Annotated in this window: 15 protein-coding genes, 1 pseudogene and 1 riboswitch; of the genes and pseudogenes, 5 read left to right on the forward strand and 11 right to left on the reverse strand. The window is 41.5% G+C overall.

What is annotated here, in order from left to right; translation table 11 throughout:
• Positions 1-66: 66 nt before the first annotated feature.
• Positions 67-1,560, reverse strand: coding sequence for an arylsulfatase (locus C2M30_RS13790; RefSeq protein ID WP_105172044.1), 1,494 nt, complete (start codon positions 1,558-1,560; stop codon positions 67-69).
• Between the two features lie 471 nt (positions 1,561-2,031).
• On the opposite strand from C2M30_RS13790, the pseudogene C2M30_RS13795 reads away from it, so the two are divergent.
• A pseudogene (locus tag C2M30_RS13795) lies at positions 2,032-3,329 on the forward strand (MDR family MFS transporter).
• Positions 3,330-3,407: 78 nt separating this feature from the next.
• Here C2M30_RS13795 and C2M30_RS13800 read toward each other — a convergent pair.
• Complete coding sequence (locus tag C2M30_RS13800; RefSeq protein WP_105172045.1) at positions 3,408-3,956, reverse strand: YbhB/YbcL family Raf kinase inhibitor-like protein; 549 nt, start codon at positions 3,954-3,956, stop codon at positions 3,408-3,410.
• A 259-nt stretch (positions 3,957-4,215) separates the two neighbouring features.
• Between C2M30_RS13800 and C2M30_RS13805 the strand changes: the two genes are divergently transcribed.
• A complete protein-coding gene (locus tag C2M30_RS13805) occupies positions 4,216-4,620 on the forward strand; it encodes a hypothetical protein (RefSeq protein WP_105172046.1) in 405 nt (134 codons plus the stop codon).
• Positions 4,621-4,623: 3 nt separating this feature from the next.
• Here C2M30_RS13805 and rimJ read toward each other — a convergent pair whose 3' ends face one another.
• From rimJ to C2M30_RS13820, 3 genes are all read right to left on the reverse strand, one after another.
• Complete coding sequence (rimJ, locus tag C2M30_RS13810; RefSeq protein WP_105172047.1) at positions 4,624-5,175, reverse strand: ribosomal protein S5-alanine N-acetyltransferase; 552 nt, start codon at positions 5,173-5,175, stop codon at positions 4,624-4,626.
• Positions 5,172-6,086, reverse strand: coding sequence for a hypothetical protein (locus C2M30_RS13815; RefSeq protein WP_105172048.1), 915 nt, complete (start codon positions 6,084-6,086; stop codon positions 5,172-5,174). Before C2M30_RS13815 ends, rimJ begins: the two co-directional genes overlap by 4 nt.
• 72 nt (positions 6,087-6,158) lie before the next feature.
• Positions 6,159-7,094, reverse strand: a complete 936-nt coding sequence (locus C2M30_RS13820; protein ID WP_105172049.1) for a LysR family transcriptional regulator — start codon at positions 7,092-7,094, stop codon at positions 6,159-6,161.
• A 163-nt stretch (positions 7,095-7,257) separates the two neighbouring features.
• On the opposite strand from C2M30_RS13820, the gene ppc reads away from it, so the two are divergent.
• The gene (ppc, locus tag C2M30_RS13825; protein ID WP_105172050.1) at positions 7,258-9,819 is read left to right on the forward strand and encodes a phosphoenolpyruvate carboxylase; all 2,562 of its coding nucleotides are present in this window, start codon (positions 7,258-7,260) and stop codon (positions 9,817-9,819) included.
• A gap of 147 nt (positions 9,820-9,966) precedes the next feature.
• On the opposite strand, the gene C2M30_RS13830 is transcribed toward ppc, so the two are convergent.
• The 5 genes from C2M30_RS13830 to C2M30_RS13850 form a co-directional block, all read right to left on the reverse strand.
• Positions 9,967-12,648 carry a DEAD/DEAH box helicase family protein gene (locus tag C2M30_RS13830; RefSeq protein WP_105172051.1) on the reverse strand — a complete coding sequence of 894 codons (2,682 nt, stop codon included), beginning with the start codon at positions 12,646-12,648 and terminating at the stop codon, positions 9,967-9,969.
• A gap of 86 nt (positions 12,649-12,734) precedes the next feature.
• Positions 12,735-14,072: an N-succinylarginine dihydrolase gene (gene astB, locus C2M30_RS13835; RefSeq protein ID WP_105172052.1), complete on the reverse strand. Its 1,338-nt coding sequence runs from the start codon at positions 14,070-14,072 to the stop codon at positions 12,735-12,737.
• A gap of 112 nt (positions 14,073-14,184) precedes the next feature.
• Positions 14,185-15,003: a cobalamin-binding protein gene (locus C2M30_RS13840; RefSeq protein WP_105172053.1), complete on the reverse strand. Its 819-nt coding sequence runs from the start codon at positions 15,001-15,003 to the stop codon at positions 14,185-14,187.
• Positions 14,996-16,363: a cobyrinate a,c-diamide synthase gene (locus C2M30_RS13845; protein ID WP_105172054.1), complete on the reverse strand. Its 1,368-nt coding sequence runs from the start codon at positions 16,361-16,363 to the stop codon at positions 14,996-14,998. The genes C2M30_RS13840 and C2M30_RS13845 overlap by 8 nt, the downstream gene beginning before the upstream one ends.
• Positions 16,353-16,979, reverse strand: a complete 627-nt coding sequence (locus C2M30_RS13850) for a hypothetical protein (protein ID WP_100914844.1) — start codon at positions 16,977-16,979, stop codon at positions 16,353-16,355. Before C2M30_RS13850 ends, C2M30_RS13845 begins: the two co-directional genes overlap by 11 nt.
• A gap of 184 nt (positions 16,980-17,163) precedes the next feature.
• Positions 17,164-17,353, reverse strand: a riboswitch (cobalamin riboswitch).
• A gap of 132 nt (positions 17,354-17,485) precedes the next feature.
• Here C2M30_RS13850 and C2M30_RS13855 point away from each other — a divergent pair.
• Positions 17,486-18,205 carry a lipoate--protein ligase family protein gene (locus C2M30_RS13855; protein ID WP_105172055.1) on the forward strand — a complete coding sequence of 240 codons (720 nt, stop codon included), beginning with the start codon at positions 17,486-17,488 and terminating at the stop codon, positions 18,203-18,205.
• Between the two features lie 78 nt (positions 18,206-18,283).
• Entirely contained in the window at positions 18,284-19,774 is a 1,491-nt protein-coding gene (locus C2M30_RS13860; RefSeq protein ID WP_105172056.1) for a dipeptidase, read from the forward strand.
• Positions 19,775-19,938: 164 nt separating this feature from the next.
• Here C2M30_RS13860 and C2M30_RS13865 read toward each other — a convergent pair whose 3' ends face one another.
• The gene (locus C2M30_RS13865) at positions 19,939-20,244 is read right to left on the reverse strand and encodes a hypothetical protein (RefSeq protein WP_105172057.1); all 306 of its coding nucleotides are present in this window, start codon (positions 20,242-20,244) and stop codon (positions 19,939-19,941) included.
• Positions 20,245-20,306 lie beyond the last annotated feature (62 nt).

A 20,306-nucleotide genomic window follows, 5' to 3' on the forward strand; every position in this document is an offset into this window, starting at 1 on the left:
ACTTACGCATTCCGATTATATCGAAAAGGTAAACCCACTTAGCAAACGCCAAGTGGGTTTATTTAATTATCGTGTTGTCGATACCGATTTTGCTTTTTTAATCGCTTCATTAATATTTAGCGACGCTGCTTCTTGGCGCGGTGGGAACTTTTCAAATGTTTTAATATGCTCAGTCAGCATCGCAATTGCAGGTTGAAATACCCAACTCTTTTTCATGATTTGATGAAAGCCTGTTACGCCATCGTAATGTTCCATTGGATCTTTACGTAGATTAAACAGTTTAGGCATGGTGTGGGTAACCAAATCTTCGTAGTAACGACCACCAGGTTTTGATGCAAAGTGCATTTTCCAAGGGCCAACACGAATTGCAGTTAACTGCGATTCGTAATAATAAAAGAAGTGATTACGTGCAGATTTTTTGCTTTTGCCACGCCAATAATCAAGGTTGTTTTCACCATCGATATATACATTAAACTCTTTTTCCATTGCTTTACGTAAGTTTTTCTCACCAACCGCTGCAGCAATGGTTGGAAATACATCTTCATGCGAGGAAATACCGTTAAGCTTTAAACCTGCTGGTATTTTTTCCGGCCAACGCACCATGAACGGCACACGCACACCACCTTCCCATGTCGTCATTTTTTCACCGCGGAATTTGGTTGTACCCGCATCAGGCCACGAACTTTGCTCAGGGCCATTATCTGTGGTGTAAATTACAATTGTATTGTCGGCAATTTTTAACTCATCGAGTTTATCAAGAAGCTGCCCTACATGACCATCGTGCTCTAATAAACCGCTACCGAAAACATCTTCTTCAGAGCTAATATGAGTGGCAAGATGACGGCTCTCTGGTTTTAAGCGCGTGTAAACATGCATACGACTTGGCGCATGCCAAATAAAGAAGGGTTTATCTGCTTTAACCGCACGCTCCATAAAATCTAGGCTTCGTGCTAACACTTCTTCATCGAATGTTTCCATGCGTTTACGCGTTAGCGGGCCTGTATCAATTATGCGGCCATCGGCGTACGCTTCAATCACACCGCGCGGGCCAAACTTTTTCTTAAACTCTTTTGTTTTTGGGTAGTCTTCCTGCTCAGGTTCTTCTGACACATTCAGATGATACAAATTGCCATAAAACTCATCAAAACCATGGCGCGTTGGCAAGTGCTCATCAAGGTCGCCTAAATGGTTTTTACCAAATTGCGCTGTCATGTAGCCTTTGTCTTTTAAAAACTCAGCAATCGTTGGATCGGCTTCTTTAATGCCCAAAGGGTTGCCGGGCTGACCCACAGTTGTAAGCCCTGTACGCACTGGCAACTGCCCCATTAAAAACGCAGCGCGCCCTGCGGTACAACTTGGCTGGGCATAATGGTCGGTAAATAAGGCACCTTCGTTGGCAATTCGGTCGATGTTGGGCGTGTTGTAGGTCATGCCATGTGAATAGGCACTTAAAGAAACCTGCGCCACATCATCCACCATAATGGCGAGAACGTTTGGGTCTTTCGCATGGGCTGATAACGAAAGTAGCCCAGCTAACACACTGACTAATGGTAATTTCATTACTTCTCCTTGTAGATTATTGAAGTATAAGTTGAATTTGTTTTCTAAATGCACTCACACAGTAAACCTTGATTACGAAAAGCCAGCATGGGCAGATGTTTAACATCCAAAAAGAATAAACACCATTTTTGTAACTAACCAAGATTAAATGCCCACTTTACAAGCATTTCTCAATTTCTACCTTACAAGAAAATTAGGAACAAGCACAGTAAATTACGATACACATTACTAGTAACCCGCTGACGTTTTTATTTAAAAAAGCCAATGCGATATAACCTCTAAATACGTATTATTAAATATTGCGCATTGCCCATGTAATTTTACGTTATCCACTGAGCTTGAGCGAAACAATAAACCTGAGCGTTAAATATAACCAGCACAATAATGCAAGGTTTATTAAAAAAACCGGCTTGACCTAAACCAAACTTGAGGTTTTAGCATGCCATTTTTCACAGCAATAAGAACAAAATAATGAACAGTGATATTTCAACTTCTCGCTTAAAGCAGTTTCCGCCATTAATGTGGATTATGTTATTTGGCTCATTTATAACGCGCGGCAGCTTTTATATGGTGTGGCCATTTTTGGCAGTGATTCTGTATAAAAAATTTGCTCTTTCGGCAACTGAAGTCGGTTCGGTATTGTCGCTCGCTGCGGTTATTTCGGTGTTTGTCAGTTTTGTTGGCAGCACCCTTTCAGATAAGCTTGGTCGCAAGCCTATGATGTACGCCACAGGTGTGCTTTATATTGTCTCGTTTAGTTTACTTGCCATCGCCGACACAGTCTTAATGTTTACCATTGTGATAACGCTCTGCTCTATTGCCACTTCACTTTGGCGACCGCTGGCATCGGCTTTAATTGGCGATATTATTCCAGAAAAAGCTACTCGCGAACTTGCGATGCAATCGCTCTATTTTGCAGTTAATGTTGGCTGTGCGGTAGGCCCAATGCTGGGGGTTTGGCTTGGCTTAACTGGCGAGCAATCGAGCTTTTTCATTACTGTTTACGCCTTTGCCTTTTTACTTGTGTTACTAACCTGGGGGTTTAAACATCATGATAAAATCCAATCAAAAGTGGATATAGATAACGCACAAAGTGCGCAAAACCCCGAAACACCTAAATCACCAAAAACAGGCTTTAAACAAACCTTTAGCGTATTAGTCCAAGATAAGCTATTACAGTGCCTTATTTTGGCAAACATTTTGTGCTTTTTTATTTATGGTCAAATGGATAGTTCACTGGTGCAATACCTCACCCGTGCCGGCGCAAATAACTTGCTCGAACTTATTTCATCAATGATCTTTACCAACGCGTTAGTGATCATTACCTGCCAATTTTTACTGCTTAAACTAATGGCATCGCGGCCAATTTTAGTACGTATTCGCTTTGGCTTGGTACTACTTTCATCTCGCAAATCTGGTTTGCTTTTAATCCACTTACCTTTTTTGCAGGTTGGTTAGGTGCGGTAGTAATTATGAGCCTTGCTGAGGCCATTTTATTTCCTACCATGAGCGTGCATGTTGACCGCATTGCACCAACTAACCTTCGCGGCGCATATTTTGGCGCAACCGCATTTTACGATTTAGGCTATGCCTTTGCGCCCATTGGTGGTGGTTTACTGCTTGATATGTTTGACGGTCGCACCTTGTTTTTAGTGTGTAGCGCCATTGCTGTGGTGGTATTTTTACTTTATCTCATTATGGATAAATTAAAGCGCCCAGCATTTATTACAGAGCAGCTTGCAACTGAACAAACGGCTAAAACAGCATAAACTTCTTTGTTTTTTTACAGTCAAAACAAAAAAAGCCAGCATTCACATGCTGGCTTTTTACTTAACAACTTAAATACGTTAATCGCGTTTATACACCGCCTCAATTGTTGCTTTTGCCAGTGTATTGGCATTCACCATATACCCTGCCACCGCGCTTTTGGTATTTTCTTTTAAACCAAGCGGCTTTGCTAACGCAAACACCGTAAATTGATAACGATGAATACCGTGCCCTTTTGGTGGACACGCGCCACCAAAGCCATTTACCCCAAAATCGTTATTAATTTGTACTGCACCTTCTGGCAATTTTGAACTTGAACTATTGCCCGCACCAGCAGCTAGTTCAGAAGTGTTCGCGGGTAAATCTGTAACCTGCCAATGCCACCAGCCGCTGCCAGTTGGCGCATCAGGATCATAGGCAAAAACAGCAAACGCTTTGGTTTCTTTAGGTGCACCACTCCACGCTAAATGCGGCGAGATATTTCCCCCTTCACAACCAAAGCCCTTAAAAACATGCTTATTTGATAACATTTCACCATTAGCAATATCATTACTGGTAAGTGTAAAGGTGTTAGCCCAAAGCTGTGCGGCTGATAACAATAAAGTACCGCCTATAATTTGTTTCAACATGATTTGTCCCTTTTTTGATTGTTACCCCATCTTAATCATAAACACGTTTAAAATCATAGTGTTTTAAAGTGGGTGATTGTTTTATCTGATTTGTTAATTTAAGAAACAAGGCATTAATTTAACTATGTGTGTTGTTATAATTAGACCACTTACACAAGAACTGTAATGGTTCTATTATAAAATATCTGTTACAAATAAAACCTGAGATAACGATATTAAGTAACCTAAATTCGGCATAAAAAACTAGGAAACTAAAATTATGGATGAAGTCGGTAAAGTTAGAATTTACCTGTTAAGGGCAATGTATGCATTTATTGCGTTTGGTTTAGGTGTCACCACTTTGCCCGATATAGTTTCTGGTTCAGGTCAATCTGCCGATTCAGACACTATTATCAATGCCATCTTAATGGGCTTTTGTCTTCTCTCACTGCTCGGCATAAAGTACCCACTTAAAATGTTACCACTGCTTTTATTGGAGCTTACTTGGAAAGTGTTTTGGCTTTTAGTGTATGCCTTACCAATGCATTTAAGTAATGGACTCGATGAATACGCACAAGAGCTAGTTTTTGCGTGTGCTATGGGGGTGATTCTAACACCACTCGTACTGCCATGGGGTTACTTAATAACCCATTACCTAAAAGCCCCTGCAACACCATGGAAGTAAACTCTAGTCATCAATAAAGTGAGGATTAATTTTGGCGGTCAGAACGTGATCTTGCCATATACCGTTTATTTTTAGATAGCGTTTAGCCAGCCCTTCTTTTTCAAAACCTAAACGCGTTAATAACTGGGCACTTTTTGTATTATGTGGCATATAGTTTGCCATCACACGGTGCAACTTTAGCTTGTTAAAGACATAATCGAGCCCAGCTTCTACTACCTCAGTCATAATACCCTGCCCTTGGTATTTTTCAGCAACACAATAACCTAGATAGCACGCTTGAAATGGCCCACGCACCACATTAGTAAAGTTACACATTGCCATTATTTCGCGGCGCTCAAAATCAAAAGCGGCAAAATGATACGCACTTTGATTATTAAGGTGCGTTTGATAACCATTAGTTAGATTCTGCACATTCACTTTAGTGTAATAGTGGTTATCGCGCGTTGGCTCCCACGGTGCTAAGTGCGCTTTGTTCTCAGTAATAAACGAGAGCAGTGCTTGTGTATCATTTCTGTTTGGCACGTCAATCAGTGTACGTTTGGTTTTGAGTATCATTGCCTTTGGTCAAGTGCCTGTTTGTCGGTGGCATGCTGAATTAAATTAACCAATAACCGACCATGCATTGGCGTAAACCCCGTTTTCTCGAGCTTTTTCTCAAGGTAATTAGCAAAGTTTTTACGCTTATCGTGATGAGTACGCAGCGTAAACAGCAGTTCATTTTGCTTTTGGTTTATCAGTCGTGTGTTATAAATTGGGTCTTCATCAGGCCAGTTTTCTACAGGTACGCCTTTGGTTTGATATACATAATTAGAAAGAGTTTGGTTGATCCGAGAATAGTCGCTTTGACCAATAAGCAACTCTAATTCTTTCAATAAGCCACGGTACAATACGCGCGGAAATAAGCTGTAAAAATCTTTATTTTGAAACGCTTTGCCTTTTTCGGTTTGCTGCCAATCGGCAAAACTTGATTTAAGCGCATGGACAAAAATGCGCCCAACAAAATGTACTTTTAAATAGCTGCCACCTTGGTTATCTGCGCTTTGTAGCAAATTACTTAAACGCTTACGATAACTGCGGTTCTCTGCTTTTAAACGACTTACTTCGGCTTCTAACGCGAGTTCGTTTTCGCCTTTTTCAAGCTGCTGTTTTTGCAATTGTGCAATACGCAATTGGGCGCTTTGTAATACATCGCGGGTGTCTTTAAGTTCTTGCAGCACACTGCCATTTTTAATCTTGAAATTAAAATTGTGCGTACTGTGCTTTGTGGTTTGAGTTACTAAAGGTTTGGCTGCTTTGGTAAGCGCTTGGTTTAATTTTTTTTCTAAAATTTGGCCTGACTGGCTGCCTTTTAGTAGCTCAGTTAATTGAGTATTTATCTCGTTAAGATACCAAGTATGTAACTGCTTACTTTGCGTCGTGCTTAACCCATTAAAAGGATTGCTATTTTCCTTATCAAATTCAGACACCTACTGCCTCAAATCCATTAATTATAATTATTTATTCTGAGCCGGATAGTAGCAGAAAAAACCACTAAAACTCTAGCTTGATAATACACTTTTAGCACTCACTTGCGAGCGCTCTAAAATAGCCACACCTTGCTCTTTCATAAAGGCTTCAAACGCACTAGCAAGCAAACTTTGCTTTCTGTCTTGGCGTTTAGCTAAAAACCATGTACTACGAATAGGAAATCCTTTTACATCTAATTTTACTAAGCCCGGTACTTCGCCATAGTCGAGCGCATGACGACTTAAAATAGATAAGCCCAACCCCGATGCAACCGCGTACTTTATTGCTTCGTTACTTTCGATGGTCATTTTTTCATTCAAGGTTAATTGTTGCTCTTTGCAAAATTGCTCAATTAAATTACGCGTACCCGAACCTTTTTCACGCATTATAAATGGGTAATGCGATAAACGGTTTAGGCTGACTTCTTGTTGTAAATGCAATTCATGCCTTGCCGGAGCAATTACCACCAGTTCGTTATCGAGTAACGGTGTTTTAATAATTTCGGGGCGCTCAGGGCACTGACTAAAAAAGTAAAAATCATCTTCGTTGGCTTCTATGCGCTCTTTTACTTCTTGGCGGTTACCTATTTTTAAATTGATATCGACTTTTGGGTGTTTTTTACAAAACGCCCCTAAAATCAGTGGCAAGAAATACTTAGCAGTTGAGACCACACATAAATTAAGTGAGCCGGATGTCACGCTTTTAAGCTCATCAATCGATACCGACAAATTATGAAAGCTAGTAAATACCTCATTGGCGCATGTTAGTAGCGCTTTTCCCGCATCGGTAAGCACAATGGTTTTGCCATGCTGGCGATACACCGGCATATCCACCGTTTCGCTTAATTGCTTTAACTGAATCGACACCGAGGGTTGCGATACATGTAACTGCTGCGCCACCAAGGAAATACTTTTGTATTGATCAAGCGCTTTTAAAAGCTGTAACTGCCTAACTGTGGGTAGACGCATAATGATATAGATTTTTATTTATACATATTTATAGAAATATATATTAGCGTTTATTTAACTGCGCGCATAGACTAATTTTTGTCTTATAAATGCATAAAATACAACCTGCATCTCAAAACAACAGCGCAGGTGGTGATACTTTGTATTGGGGAATGAGGAAGTTATGTTAGAAACCATATCAAATAATGTGCGTGCGTTAGGTGAAGTACTTGGCCAAACAATTGCCGAAGACAAAGGCGATGGTTGGGTTGATAAAATTGAAGAGGTACGCCTTTTAGGTAAGCGCATTGTGGCAGGTGAAAACCATGCAATTGAAGACTTACAAACAATTTTTGCAAATAGTAGCGAGCAAGATTTATTAATTCATGCTCGTGCATTTAGCCAGTTTTTAAACCTTGCTAATGTGGCAGAACAGCAACACACCACCAGTGAGCAAGGCTTAGCAGAGCTTGATTTGCCCCACCCGCTTGATTCTCTATCAGAAAAATTAACCGGTATTGATGCAAACGCGTTTAAACAAGCGCTTAAAAAGCTGCATATTGAACTTGTGTTAACTGCGCACCCAACCGAAGTTAACCGTCGCACCTTTATTCATAAATACAACGAAGTGGCTGATGAACTCAGTAAAGGAGAAGCGCCACTGAGCGAACGCGTGCAAGAAATCATAGAACAAGCGTGGCACACCAATGAAATTAGGCAGCAGCGCCCCACACCACTTGACGAATCACGCTGGGGATTACATGCCATTACCGATAGTTTATGGCGTGCGGTACCACAATTTGTACGCGAATTAGATGAGCTTTCACAAACCCTGATTGGGGAGCCGCTGGCTGAAGATATAGTGCCTATTACCATGGCCAGCTGGATGGCAGGCGACAGAGACGGTAACCCTTTTGTTACAGCCAAACTCAGTAAACAAGCCATTTTACAAGCGCGATTAATTGCCGCAGAGCTCTACTTAACTGACTTTGAATCACTTTATTTAGAATTATCGATGCACAAAGCAACCGATGATTTAATTGAAGCGGATATTAATAATATTGGCCCGTATCGCGCGGTGATCACACAGTTAATTAGCGAACTTAAAGAATCAATCGCTCTATTACGTGATGGCAAAACTAAAGGTGCAATTTCATCTTCTGAAGATTTACTTACGCCATTAAAAGCATGCCGTAACAGCCTATTAGCAGTCGGTCTTACCCGAGTTGCAAATTCACAAGTGCTCGACTTAATTCGTAAGGTGCAATGTTTCGGTATTTCACTGGTAAAACTGGATATTCGTCAGCACAGTGAACGCCACGATGAAGCCATTGGCGAGATTGTTAGCGCCCTTGATTTAGGCGATTACGCCACTTGGGATGAAGCGCGACGCGTTGAATTTTTACTCGGCGAAATAAATAATCCGCGTCCATTGTTACCGAATGTCACTTGGAGTGAAAACACCCAAGAAGTGCTCGACACCTTTGCAATGGTGGCTAAGCAACCGCGTGAAGTGCTAGGTATTTATATTATCTCAATGGCGAGCAAAGTAAGCGATGTACTGGCGGTAAACCTGTTAATGAAAGCCACAGGGTTTAGTTGGGAGATGCCCATTGCACCGCTCTTTGAAACATTGGATGATTTAAATAACGCGCCAAAAGTAATGGGCGACTTGCTGAACATAGAGCAATATTTAACGCGCTGTAAAAAACAGCAATACGTGATGATTGGCTACAGTGATTCGGCAAAAGATGCGGGCGTGTTAGCGGCCACATGGGCACAATACCAAGCGCAAGAAGCACTCGTGCAAGTATTTAAACAATTTGAGGTAGAACTTAAATTGTTCCACGGCCGAGGCGGTACCATTGGTCGCGGAGGCGGCCCTGCACATGATGCAATTGCATCACAACCGCCGGGTACACTTGATGGCGGCTTACGTGTCACCGAACAAGGTGAAACTATTCGCTACAAGTTTGGTTTGCCAAACCTTGCTGTACGCAGTTTACACTTGTATGCCAGTGCGATTTTAGAAAGCTTAATTCACCCACAACCTGTGCCACCAGCGTCATGGCGAGAGCTTATGAACAACATGGCATCGCTTAGTTGTGAAATTTACCGCGGTTATATCCGCGAAGAAGCGAATTTTGTGCGCTATTTCCGTCAAGCAACGCCGGAGCAAGAGTTATCATCATTGCCACTTGGCTCGCGCCCTAGTAAACGCCGCTCAGATGGCGGCATTGAATCGCTGCGTGCTATTCCATGGATATTTGCGTGGAGCCAAAACCGTTTAGTACTGCCAAGTTGGTTAGGCCTTGGTCAGGCAATTAAAGCGTTTTATCAAGATAATGCCGCGCTCATGAACGAAATGCTGGAAAACTGGCCGTACTTTAAAGCCCGTATTTCATTGACTGAAATGGTGTATTTAAAGTCCGATCCAGAGCTATCCGCACTGTATGACGCAGCCCTTGTTGAACCTGATCTCCAAGGCTTAGGTGAACAACTGCGCAGCCAATTACAGCAAGATGAACAAGCTGTTCTTACTTTGCTTAACCAAGCTCACACGCTCGAGAGTGACCCTTGGAACTTAAGCTCATTTAGATTGCGTCAGCCTTATTTAGTACCTCTACACTTGTTACAAATTGAGGCGTTAAAACGCTTACGCAATAAACCTGAGCACCCTGAAAGCGAGCAAGTGCTTATGGTCACCATGGCAGGTATTGCGACCGGTATGCGAAATACTGGGTAATAACTTACAGTTAAATTGGTGTTGTATTAGCTACTAAAGCGTGTTGCTCTTAACTGTCTATTTCTGCAGTAACAGGTTTAGGTTTGAACTGAATTTAGACCTTAAGAGTCAACACGCTCTACTCACACAATTTTAATGAGGTGTTACTTAATGCCATTTGTCGACACGCCTCATATCGTTGGCAAACACCGATGAAAACGCATGCATTTTCGCTTTTAGCAACGATTTTCTTCCCTCAAAATTACGTGTGTAAATCAAATTAGCTGACCCTACGTATTTATTCCATGCAGCCACATAGCACTCTGCAAATTGCTTTTTTACCCCAACACACGTTGGGACCGCATGATAGTCTTTCCGTGCAAACCCCGCGAAGTCACCTTCTCTAACAACTAAATAACGTGGGTTATCAATTGGTGCGAGTACTTCAGCCATACAATCTGCAAATAACGACGATTCATAAAATGTACCGCCTGTAAGTGCAATTGTTAAGCTTCCGTCATAACCCTGGGATGTTTTTATATCAAGCATTCTGAGCGGGGTTGTAAGCTTATTTGTTTTCGCTAATGTTTCAATCACTGCGTTACCAATTTGCTTCAATGAACCATCGACAGGTAAATGCAAAAGCATTATGCGCAATGCTTTGAGTGTTTTAGGCAAGTTTTTAACAAATCCATACGCAAATCCGCCTGCTAAAAACCATAGCATTACTGTTGCTGACTGCGGGTATTTCATAAATGACAGACTTATTGCAAGGGCACTCATCATTCCCAGCAAAAGCTCTTGTGTTAAGTACTTAAAAGTATTTTTTAAATGGACTGTTTTAAACCGTGTAATTGCTTGGGTTTCAACGGATGGCAGGGTACGGCCTGTTTTATCAATAGTTAATGCACGTTGCCATTTGGCTGGTAGCTGCTCAATGTTTTTAAAGCGTTTGATCATCTGCTTGTTGTTGGCATATACCGCAAACTTCATTGAACTCGTGGTGTTAAAATAAAACGCTAATTTTGAATTAAGCCGCTCAAATCCGCTTTCTATTGCGTTACTGTTTTCAGCTAACCCAACGAACGTTAAAAAACGTCTTTGTAAGTTGTAAAAGTCGATTAATCCGTAATAGCTTTCTTTATCAACCGCAACCAAATGCCAGATACTACTTGCTTTTTGAGGTGACGACTTATCAAGGCGAATAGCCCTTCCTCGCATTTGATTCGTCAGCATAAACGAACCAACCGAACTTGCTAACACTAAAGAGTTTACTACTGGTGCATCCCAACCTTCTCCAAGCAGTGCCCGTGTCCCAATCAAGGTTTTAATATCACCATCACACAGTAACTTAGTAAATGATGAAGTAAGTACGTTCAAAGAGCCGGTTACCTTTACATAACCATTAAGCCCGGTGATAGGAGTAAATATCAGTTTTTCACTTGCATCATCACTTTTGAAATACTCTACTTTACTTTCATGAACAATTGATAAACGACCTGTCAGTAAGGCAACATCTTCATTAATGTTTGAATGCTTTGCGAGCGTTTCAAATACCGGCCAACTCCCGAGGGTTGTTTCACCAATTTGAGTATTATTAGACAGTGACTCATCTCTAATAAAATCTGTAAGGATCACTTGTCTAAGTTGCTGCTGTCTTTTCTTATATTCAATGCGATGAATATCAAGGCACCCTTTAATTTTTGCTGAACTGAGTGAAAGTGAACGTTCGAGCCGATTAGAATGCTCTAACATTAAATCGCGTTTGTGCAGAAGTTCAGAAGCTCTAAGCTGTTTTTTTAGCTCCGTAATAAAACGCTCTTGTTCATCATTCTGTGCAAATGTTTTTGAAAAAAGCATTGCCTCTATTAACTTTTGCCACCATGACCGAGTTAACTTAGGAACATCTTCAAACGTTAAATCAAGCAGCGCTAACGCGTTTTGTGGTAGTGCTTGTTTGGTGTGTTTAAGTAACACTAAAATTGCAATTAACACATGCGGAGACTTAATAATATCAGCGGTACTGACGTGTGGTTGTGTAAGCCAAGTATGATGCTTACACATGTCTAAAAATGTCTCGTTCGCCAATAAATGCTCAAACAACTGTTTTACGCGCGCATCAAACTCACGCAATTTAGACCGCTCATTAGCGGACGCATCAACGGCCCAAATGTAATCTTGATGAGGGCACAAAGTATTTGCTTTGACCAGCTCTGGTACTGATATTTCTTCGTCGATAGTACCGCACAACTGCTCGTATTTTCCCCATTCATGACCATCAGAATCATAAGGCGGAGTAGCGGTTAAAGAAACCAGTGTGATCTGTGGCAGTGCATCACATACTGCAGTGAGTACTTTCCACCACTCCTGTCGTAAATGGTGTGCCTCGTCTAAAATAAGTACGCTTATCTCTGCATTTTTCAAACTTGAAATAAACGCATTTACTTCACGAGAATCGAGTATTGTTGGCTCATGCTCCTGCTCATCACAATCATATTGTGCGTCTTCATTTTGAGCGATTTTAGCGTGTAATGCTTGGTAGGTAATTGATGTAAAGCTTTTAGGAGTATGCAAGTCATTACTGATCCAAGCCAATTCAAATGGATTATCACATTCCACAAAATCAGTTAAACGTTCGATCCATTGATCGCGAATGACACGAGTCGGAGACAGAATTAGTGCGTTTTGTGCTAATCGCTTGAAGACTTCAATACCCAGTGTGGTTTTTCCTGCCCCTGGGGCTGCAACAATATGAAGCTTGTCATCTTCAAGATGTTCATCAACAGCGTTAAGCACTCGGGATTGATACGGACGCCAAGAATATTTAAAGTTTAACTGCGAGAAATCCATTCGTTATATAACTTTAATGATTACAGAACCGTATAGTAATCGTAAATCTGCTTCAAGCCAACAACGCTATCCTTAGCTCATTATCGTCAGTCCATTTGAAATGGGTAAATTGAACCAAGCTTTAAAATTTGGCTTAATTCGTCAAGGGCTGTTTGGCTTTCTACAAGTAAACTTGGGTCGGCTAAATCATATTCTGAAATCGCATCTCGATAATGCTTTTCAACCCAGGCTGCTAAGGTGTGGTATTTCGCTTCATCCATTAAACATTCAGGGGCAACGGCGCTTAATTCCAACTCATTAAGTGGTACGCGAAGGCGCAAACACGCTGGGCCACCACCGTTTTTCATGCTTTGTTGCAAGTCAAAATAGATCACTTTAGAAATAGGGTTACTCCCCTCACAAAGGGTCGCAAGATAAGTCGCCACTTTATCGTTATTTTGGCATTCAGTGGGGGCCACAATGGCCATAGTGCCGTTTGGTAATGTAATTAACTGGCTGTTAAAAATGTAGCTTGAAACTGCATCTTCAACACTCACATAGTCGTTACTGACTTCAATTAAGTGAAGTGGTTTATCTCCTTGGTATTTTGTATTTATAGCATCAACCGCGCGTGCGGATTGATAAAATGCCATTTCATGGTAAAGCAGTACATTTTCGTTACCAATCGCAATCACGTCATTATGAAATACCCCTTGGTCGATAACATTTGGGTTTTGCTGCACAAATAAGCAATTTGCTTCGCTCAAACCATGTGCGCGAGCAACGGCCTCGCTGGCAGCTAAGGTTTGCCTTGCAGGGTAAATCTTTGGTTTGATAGCTGATAACGCATCTTCACCATAAACAAAGAGCGATAACCCTTTTTCGTTATGTGAATTGGATAAGCGAGTGTGATTTGCCGCTCCTTCGTCTCCCAATAATGGATGATGTGGTAGTGGCTCATGATGGGTAAAATACTGTGTATTATTAAAAATGGCTTTAAAGGTACGGCTTGTTTGCTCAGCTTCTATGGCGCGGTGTAGTTTGTTACTTAAATTGGCGGGTGTGAAGTGCACTTTGCCATCGTCACAATCCAAACTGTTCGATACTGTTGCCGCATTTGCCGACCACATTGAAGACGCCGAATAACAGGCTTTTAAAAACTGCGGCGCGTTTTTGGCTGCTTTTGTAATTACGCCTTTTTCGCTACCTGAGAAACCCAACTTTCGTAATGTGTAAGTATCTGGGCGAACCTGCGGCGGTAAAATGCCCTGCTTTAAGCCAAGCTTTGTCATCGCCAGCATTTTTTCAAGGCCTTGTAGCGCCGCTTTTTTCGGATTAGCGATTTGCTTTGCGTTATTTTTAGATGCGACGTTACCAAACGATAAGCCGCTGTGGTTATGGGTTGGGCCAACCAACCCATCAAAATTCACTTCGTACACTGTCATCTTTGCATCCTTTTAGTGCAAGGTTGCACTTTTATTAGGCGTTTTTCGTGTTTAAAACCAAAAAAACGTGAATACAAAGCTGAGTTGCTAAATACATGCCAGATACTAAAAATTAAGTTGAGTGCTGTGTGCTCCAGTTTTTAATAATACGATGAATTTGATTTATGCCATCCGTTAGCGCGGCCGGACCTGGCTGCAGAATATCGCTCGAATTAATTTCATAAACATGTTTGTTTATCACTGCTGGAATGGTTTGCCAGCCGTCGCGCGATAACATTTTCTCAGGCACAAAAGGGCGACCACACCAAGCTGCAAAAATAATATCCGGCGCTTTTTCGATTACTTCGCATGGGTCTTTAATAATGCGGTTTTTGGCAAGGCTTTCACTGGCAAATTCCTTATAACAATCAATGCCACCGGCGATTTCTACCAATTCACTGACCCAAGTAATGCCAGTAATAAGTGGATCAAACCACTCTTCAAAATACACCTTAGGTTTTTCTGTAAGCTGAGCTGCACTTGCTTTAATCGTGTTTAGATTATCCACCAATTGGTTAACTAGTTTTTCGCCTTTTTGTGGCTCGCCAATCAATGCCGACAGCGTTCGGATCATTTGCAACACCTCTTGAATACTGCGGTGATTAAAACAGTGCACATTGACGCCTTGTTTTATTAAATCACGCACAATATCAGCTTGAAGATCAGAAAACGCCAATACTAAATCGGGCTCTAACGACATAATTTTATCAATGCGAGCGCTAACAAACGCCGAAACTTTAGGCTTTTCACGTTTGGCTCTTTCGGGGCGCACAGTATAAGCAGAGATGCCAACAATACGATGTTGCTCGCCCATTAAATAAAGTGCTTCTGTGGTTTCTTCCGTTAAACAAATTATGCGCTCAGGCCATTTTGCTGTTTTGAAATCACTCATCCCGTGTTACTTCTCCATTAAAAAACGTAACAAAAAACGCCATATTGCTAGGAAAATACCAATGCATATAAGATGCGAGTATTTTGTCACATGCATAAATTGCCTCAGCTTGCGTATTACGCGGGTAAAACTGTGAATACGCTAAAGCGGTAAGGTTAATTTCGGCGCTAGAATAATGAAAGCTGTGCCCTCGCACTTCACAAGGTGCAGCAATATTTGGATAAACAGCGCTTAAATCGACATACTGTTGACCAATGCTAGAGAGGGTTTTATTCATTGTGGCTTTGCCATTTAACACGCCACACATAGTGAAGTGTGTGTTTTCACTTATTAATTCATCCAATAAGTAGAGCATACCGCCACACTCCGCTAAGACCGGTTTATTGCTTATAGCAAACTGTTTTACGGCTTGTTTAAACGCATTATTTTGGCTTAATTGCTGCGCATAAAGCTCAGGATAACCACCTGGAATATAGAGCGCATCTCCCTCTGGCAAGGTTTTATCCTGTAATGGCGAAATGTAGCTTAGCTCTGCGCCAAAATCTGCCAACATAGCCAAATTGGCACGATACAAAAACGAAAACGCATTGTCTTTGGCAACCAAAATACGTTGCCCTTTAAGTGGTTTAGCACGCTTAAAATCTGCGTATTGCTTTGCATCATCTCCCTCTTTTGAAGGCCAAAACACCACATCTTTGGGTAGTTGATTAAAGTGTGAGTTAGCAAATTGCTGTGCGGCTTGTTCTAAATACACGTCGATATTTTGTAACTCACCTGCTTGCATAATGCCAAGGTGGCGCTCAGGCAAACTAATATGGGAATTTCGTAAAAAATAGTCTTGTATTAATGCCTTTACGTTTATCGATTGCAAAACCATTTCGCCATGTCCTTGACCGGCGATCTTATTGGCTATCACACCGTAAAAGTTAAGGCTTGGTTGGTAATTTACTAAGCCATGGACCAAGGCACCAAAACTTTGTGCCATGGCTGAGCCATCAATCACCGCCAAAATCGGAATACCAAATAGGTCGCTTAAATCGGCAGTATTTGGTGTGCCATCAAACAGCCCCATTACGCCTTCAATCAAAATAAGATCTGCAACGATAGCCGCTTGGTAAAGCATGCGCTGACATTCACTTTCACCCACCATCCACAGATCCAATTGATATACAGGACGGTTTGATGCCGCTTCTAAAATCATGGGATCAATAAAATCGGGCCCAGTTTTAAATACCTGAACCGTTTTGCCCATATTGGTAAAATAGCGTGCCATGGCGGCGGTTACTGTGGTTTTGCCCGCCCCCGAATTTGGCGCACTAATTACAAGTGCTGGGCAAAATACCGGTGAATTAACGGCCATGATGGGTTGTTTTTAAAATGCTGGTGTGTGGTTTTAAGTAATAACAGGCAAGGTACAATGCCAACGCAATCGCCACGTAGCCAAACGGGCTAGTAACATATGGCGCGTAATACTGTGCTACACGCTCTGAGTAAGTACTTAACGACATATCGCTAAATTTACCCGATAACCAATAATAGCTCGCGTTTGAGGTTAAAAATGCAATTGAGCTTGCAAGCCATAAGTTAACCAATGCCATTACCGTTTTTGCTGCAACCACACACTTTGTTTCATCAAGCTTTAGTTGCAAACTTTTATGACCCGCCCACCACAGCACATAGTAGCCAACAAATAAAAATGGGTATGAACGCGTAATACAATCGCCAAAATCACCGCGATAATAGCTGCTGGTTAAATCAATCGACACACTTAGTACCACAAATACGGCAAAAGTACGGTGCTTAGACGCCAGCAAACCTAAAATAAAGAAAATTGCTGTACTGGCACTTGGCAAATGGAGCGCAGACGCAAAATGATACGGGCGGGTGGCTATCATCAATAGTGCTAACAACGCGTAAATCAGCAACGAGAATTGCTGCACTTTGATTGGGGTAAATAAACTTGAACGATCTGTCATTATAATGTTTCCGCATACTAGAATTGATGCGATAGGAAATGACAAGATACAAGGCACACGCCTTTGCCTGTTACAGCAAGGAATAACAATATCATTCAGGTAATTAGATGATCCATTGTCGCGACCACAAATTACTGTAATTGATATAAAAGCGATTGTGTTCTCGTTGCTCACCGCCCACCGCAGTACTCGAGTGAACTAGGCCGGTCTCCGGACTCCTGATCATCGCTTTGACAGCACCTTCCCATCATAAACAGACAGTGGTGGTTGTCGCTCACAGTTACCGTTGCGGGGGCAGTTCCAGATTTTAACTGGATTCCCGTTTAAACATTGTTTATAAAAAAACAATAGTCACCTAATTACAACGCAAATATATGTCAGCTAGCATTGTTAAATCAAGCTAAGACATTATTCTTATTAAAACTTTTTGTTTGTTGATATAACGAGGCACTGCCAAAAATTACAAACTGCGGTATGCTAAGCAAAAAGTTAATCTTTAATTAGCAATGTCAAAAGTAAAAGCCAAAGTACTTCGTTTCAAGCAAATCTCAGTTGAAGCAGTTTTTGAAAAAGAAAATGAATTAATTAGCCTACTGCAAAACGGCAATTTAGACCAAGCACTGTTACTTTGGCAAAGCGATAAGCCAACTTTGGTTTTACCGTCAGGTAATAAATGGCAACAAACTGAAGCGCTCGAAACAAAGCTAAAGAAAACCGGTTGGCAACTATACGCCCGCAAAACTGGCGGCGCCCCTGTGCCACAATGTGAAGGGGTAATTAATGTATCTTATATGTATGTGTTAGAAGAACATATTCCCTACTCGATTCCAAACGCCTACAAAGACTTTTGCGCTATTTTATCTTCTTTTTTTGAGCAGTTTAAAATTAAGGTTGAAACCCACGCCACCCCCGGCAGCTATTGCGATGGTGATTACAATCTTAATATTAAAAGTAAGAAAATCGTCGGCACAGCCCAGCGTGTATTACTAAAAAAAGGCGGTGGTAAAATTGTACTGGCGCAGGCCTGCATTTTAGTAAATGCAAATATGCCAACCTTAGTTTCACCTGTAAATTTATGTTACGAACATCATCAGCAAGGTGATCGTGCAATAGCCGATGTGCATACCAGCTTGTTTGAACACACCCAAGAGCGACCCGATATCGACGAATTATTTCAGCGCATATTTACCAGTTTTATAAATCATCAAAAACATAAATCGAGCTGACCGTAAAACCCTTTTTTTAGTCTTCAGCGGTGTTACACTTGGGACTTATTTCACCTTTAATTACCTTGGAGTGCTCCCTTGAAATTCGCTCTTCTTCCATGCGCCGCGTTACTGGCAAGCCATGCGTTTGCATCCGTTAGCCCATCAACCGATGAGTTGGCACAATACGCCGTAGCAGAATACCAAAATGCGCAAATACATACGTTAGCCAATATGGTGTCGTTTCCAACCGTTAATAACAAAGACATCGATACACCGCAAAATCCGGACTTTATTGGCTTTAAATCGCTATTAAAAATTAAAGCGGCGGAGCTTGGTTTTGATTATCAAGATTTTGGGCACACCGTATTAATTGGCATGGGTGAGCAACAAGACAAAGTAACCATAGTGACCCATGGCGATGTGCAACCGGCAGACCCAACAAAATGGCAGCAAAGTCCATTTGTACTTGATAGCACCTCAGAGCCAGGTAAATTAATTGGCCGTGGTACCGAAGACGACAAAGGTGCAATTTCAACAGCACTTTATGCCATGAAAGCGCTAAAAGATAATAATGTTACGCTAAACAATCGTATTGAACTGATGGTGTACCTTGCTGAAGAATCAGACTGGGAACCACTAAAGCGCTTTATGAAAACCTACCAGCAGCCAAAGTATGCAATAACTATTGATGCATCTTACCCTGTGGTTGTTGCCGAAAAAGGCTGGAGCTTAATTGCCCCGACATTTACAGGTTCATCACCACAAACCGGTGTTTATGTTAGCGAATTAAAAGGCGGTGCATTTGTTAGCCAAATACCTGAAGATGCCAGTGTGGTACTTCATAATGCGGATGCGCAAGCGCTTAACATACTTAAGCAAAACATAAATGCACTGAAAGATGTGCAGGTAACACTTACGACAAAAGGCGATAGCGTGCTTGTTAGTGTTAAAGGGGAATCAGCGCACTCATCTGAGCCAGAAGCAGGACACAATGCCATCGCTCACTTGGCAGAAGTGTTCAAAGGTATTGATCTAGAGAATAACAGCGATGGTCAGGCCATCGAATTTATTAATCAACTTATCGGCCTTGATTTATACGGCGCGAAATTTGGTGATATTGCCTACCGTCACGATTTTATGGGGCCAATGACTGTCGCGCCAACACTGCTAAAACACAGCGAAGAGGGTCTTAAATTATCGGTTAATTTACGTCGCCCAGTTGGCAAAACAGAGGCACTATTAAAATCACAAATTGATACCGCGCTTAACTATTGGCAAGCTAACAACAATGTGACGTTAAACAATGTGGAAATTCATATTGGCACGCCGATGCTGCTTGATGATGCACCGCACGCTGAAGCGCTTTTAGATATCTTTAAGCATTTTACTGGCGATGAAGATGCAAGCTTTGTTTCGATTGGTGGAGGCACTAATGCTAAGCTATTTGATAACGCTGTGTCGTTTGGCCCGTCTATGCCTGGCAAAAAATACACAGGTCATTCTGAGCACGAGTATTTAACACCAGAGCAAATGGCGCTTAACTTAAAAATGTATACCGCCATGATGGTAAAACTTGGCAATATGTAAACGGCCAAATTTAGAACAACCGTAATTTATAATGAGGCAACGTTATGCTTTGTGACAAAAGTATGACGTTCATTAGTACCTTGATTGCATTTAAAAAGTAGCACTTTTAAACAGACTTACACACCATTTCTGGGGATAACCTTGATCCCAAATACCATTCGTATTTACGCCTTATCTAATATCCCTTTAAAGATTAATGGGTAACGTCTTATGCGGTTACCAATGTAATCATCTGCCATTATTTGTTGGCAAAACTCATCAATGGTTAGATTTGCTTCAAAAAGCCATTCCATTCGTTCCAGTGCGCGCAAAAAACCACGTTTTAAATATGCTTGGCTTTGATAATGCGCAATATTCTGCTTAATGATATTGAGTTTCTCGGGCTCAGCTTGCAGCGCGGCGATCACTGATTTTAAGTATTGCTGCTGTTGCGGATGTGCTTTTTCCTTGCGAGGGCGACCTAATGACACGTATTACTTCTCTTAGTTAACCTTTAGTAAAAGACATGAGTTCGGGTTAAAAATGGTAAGTT

Origin of the sequence: Pseudoalteromonas sp. T1lg24, assembly GCF_002964745.1 — a bacterium.
GTDB lineage: Bacteria > Pseudomonadota > Gammaproteobacteria > Enterobacterales > Alteromonadaceae > Pseudoalteromonas > Pseudoalteromonas spongiae.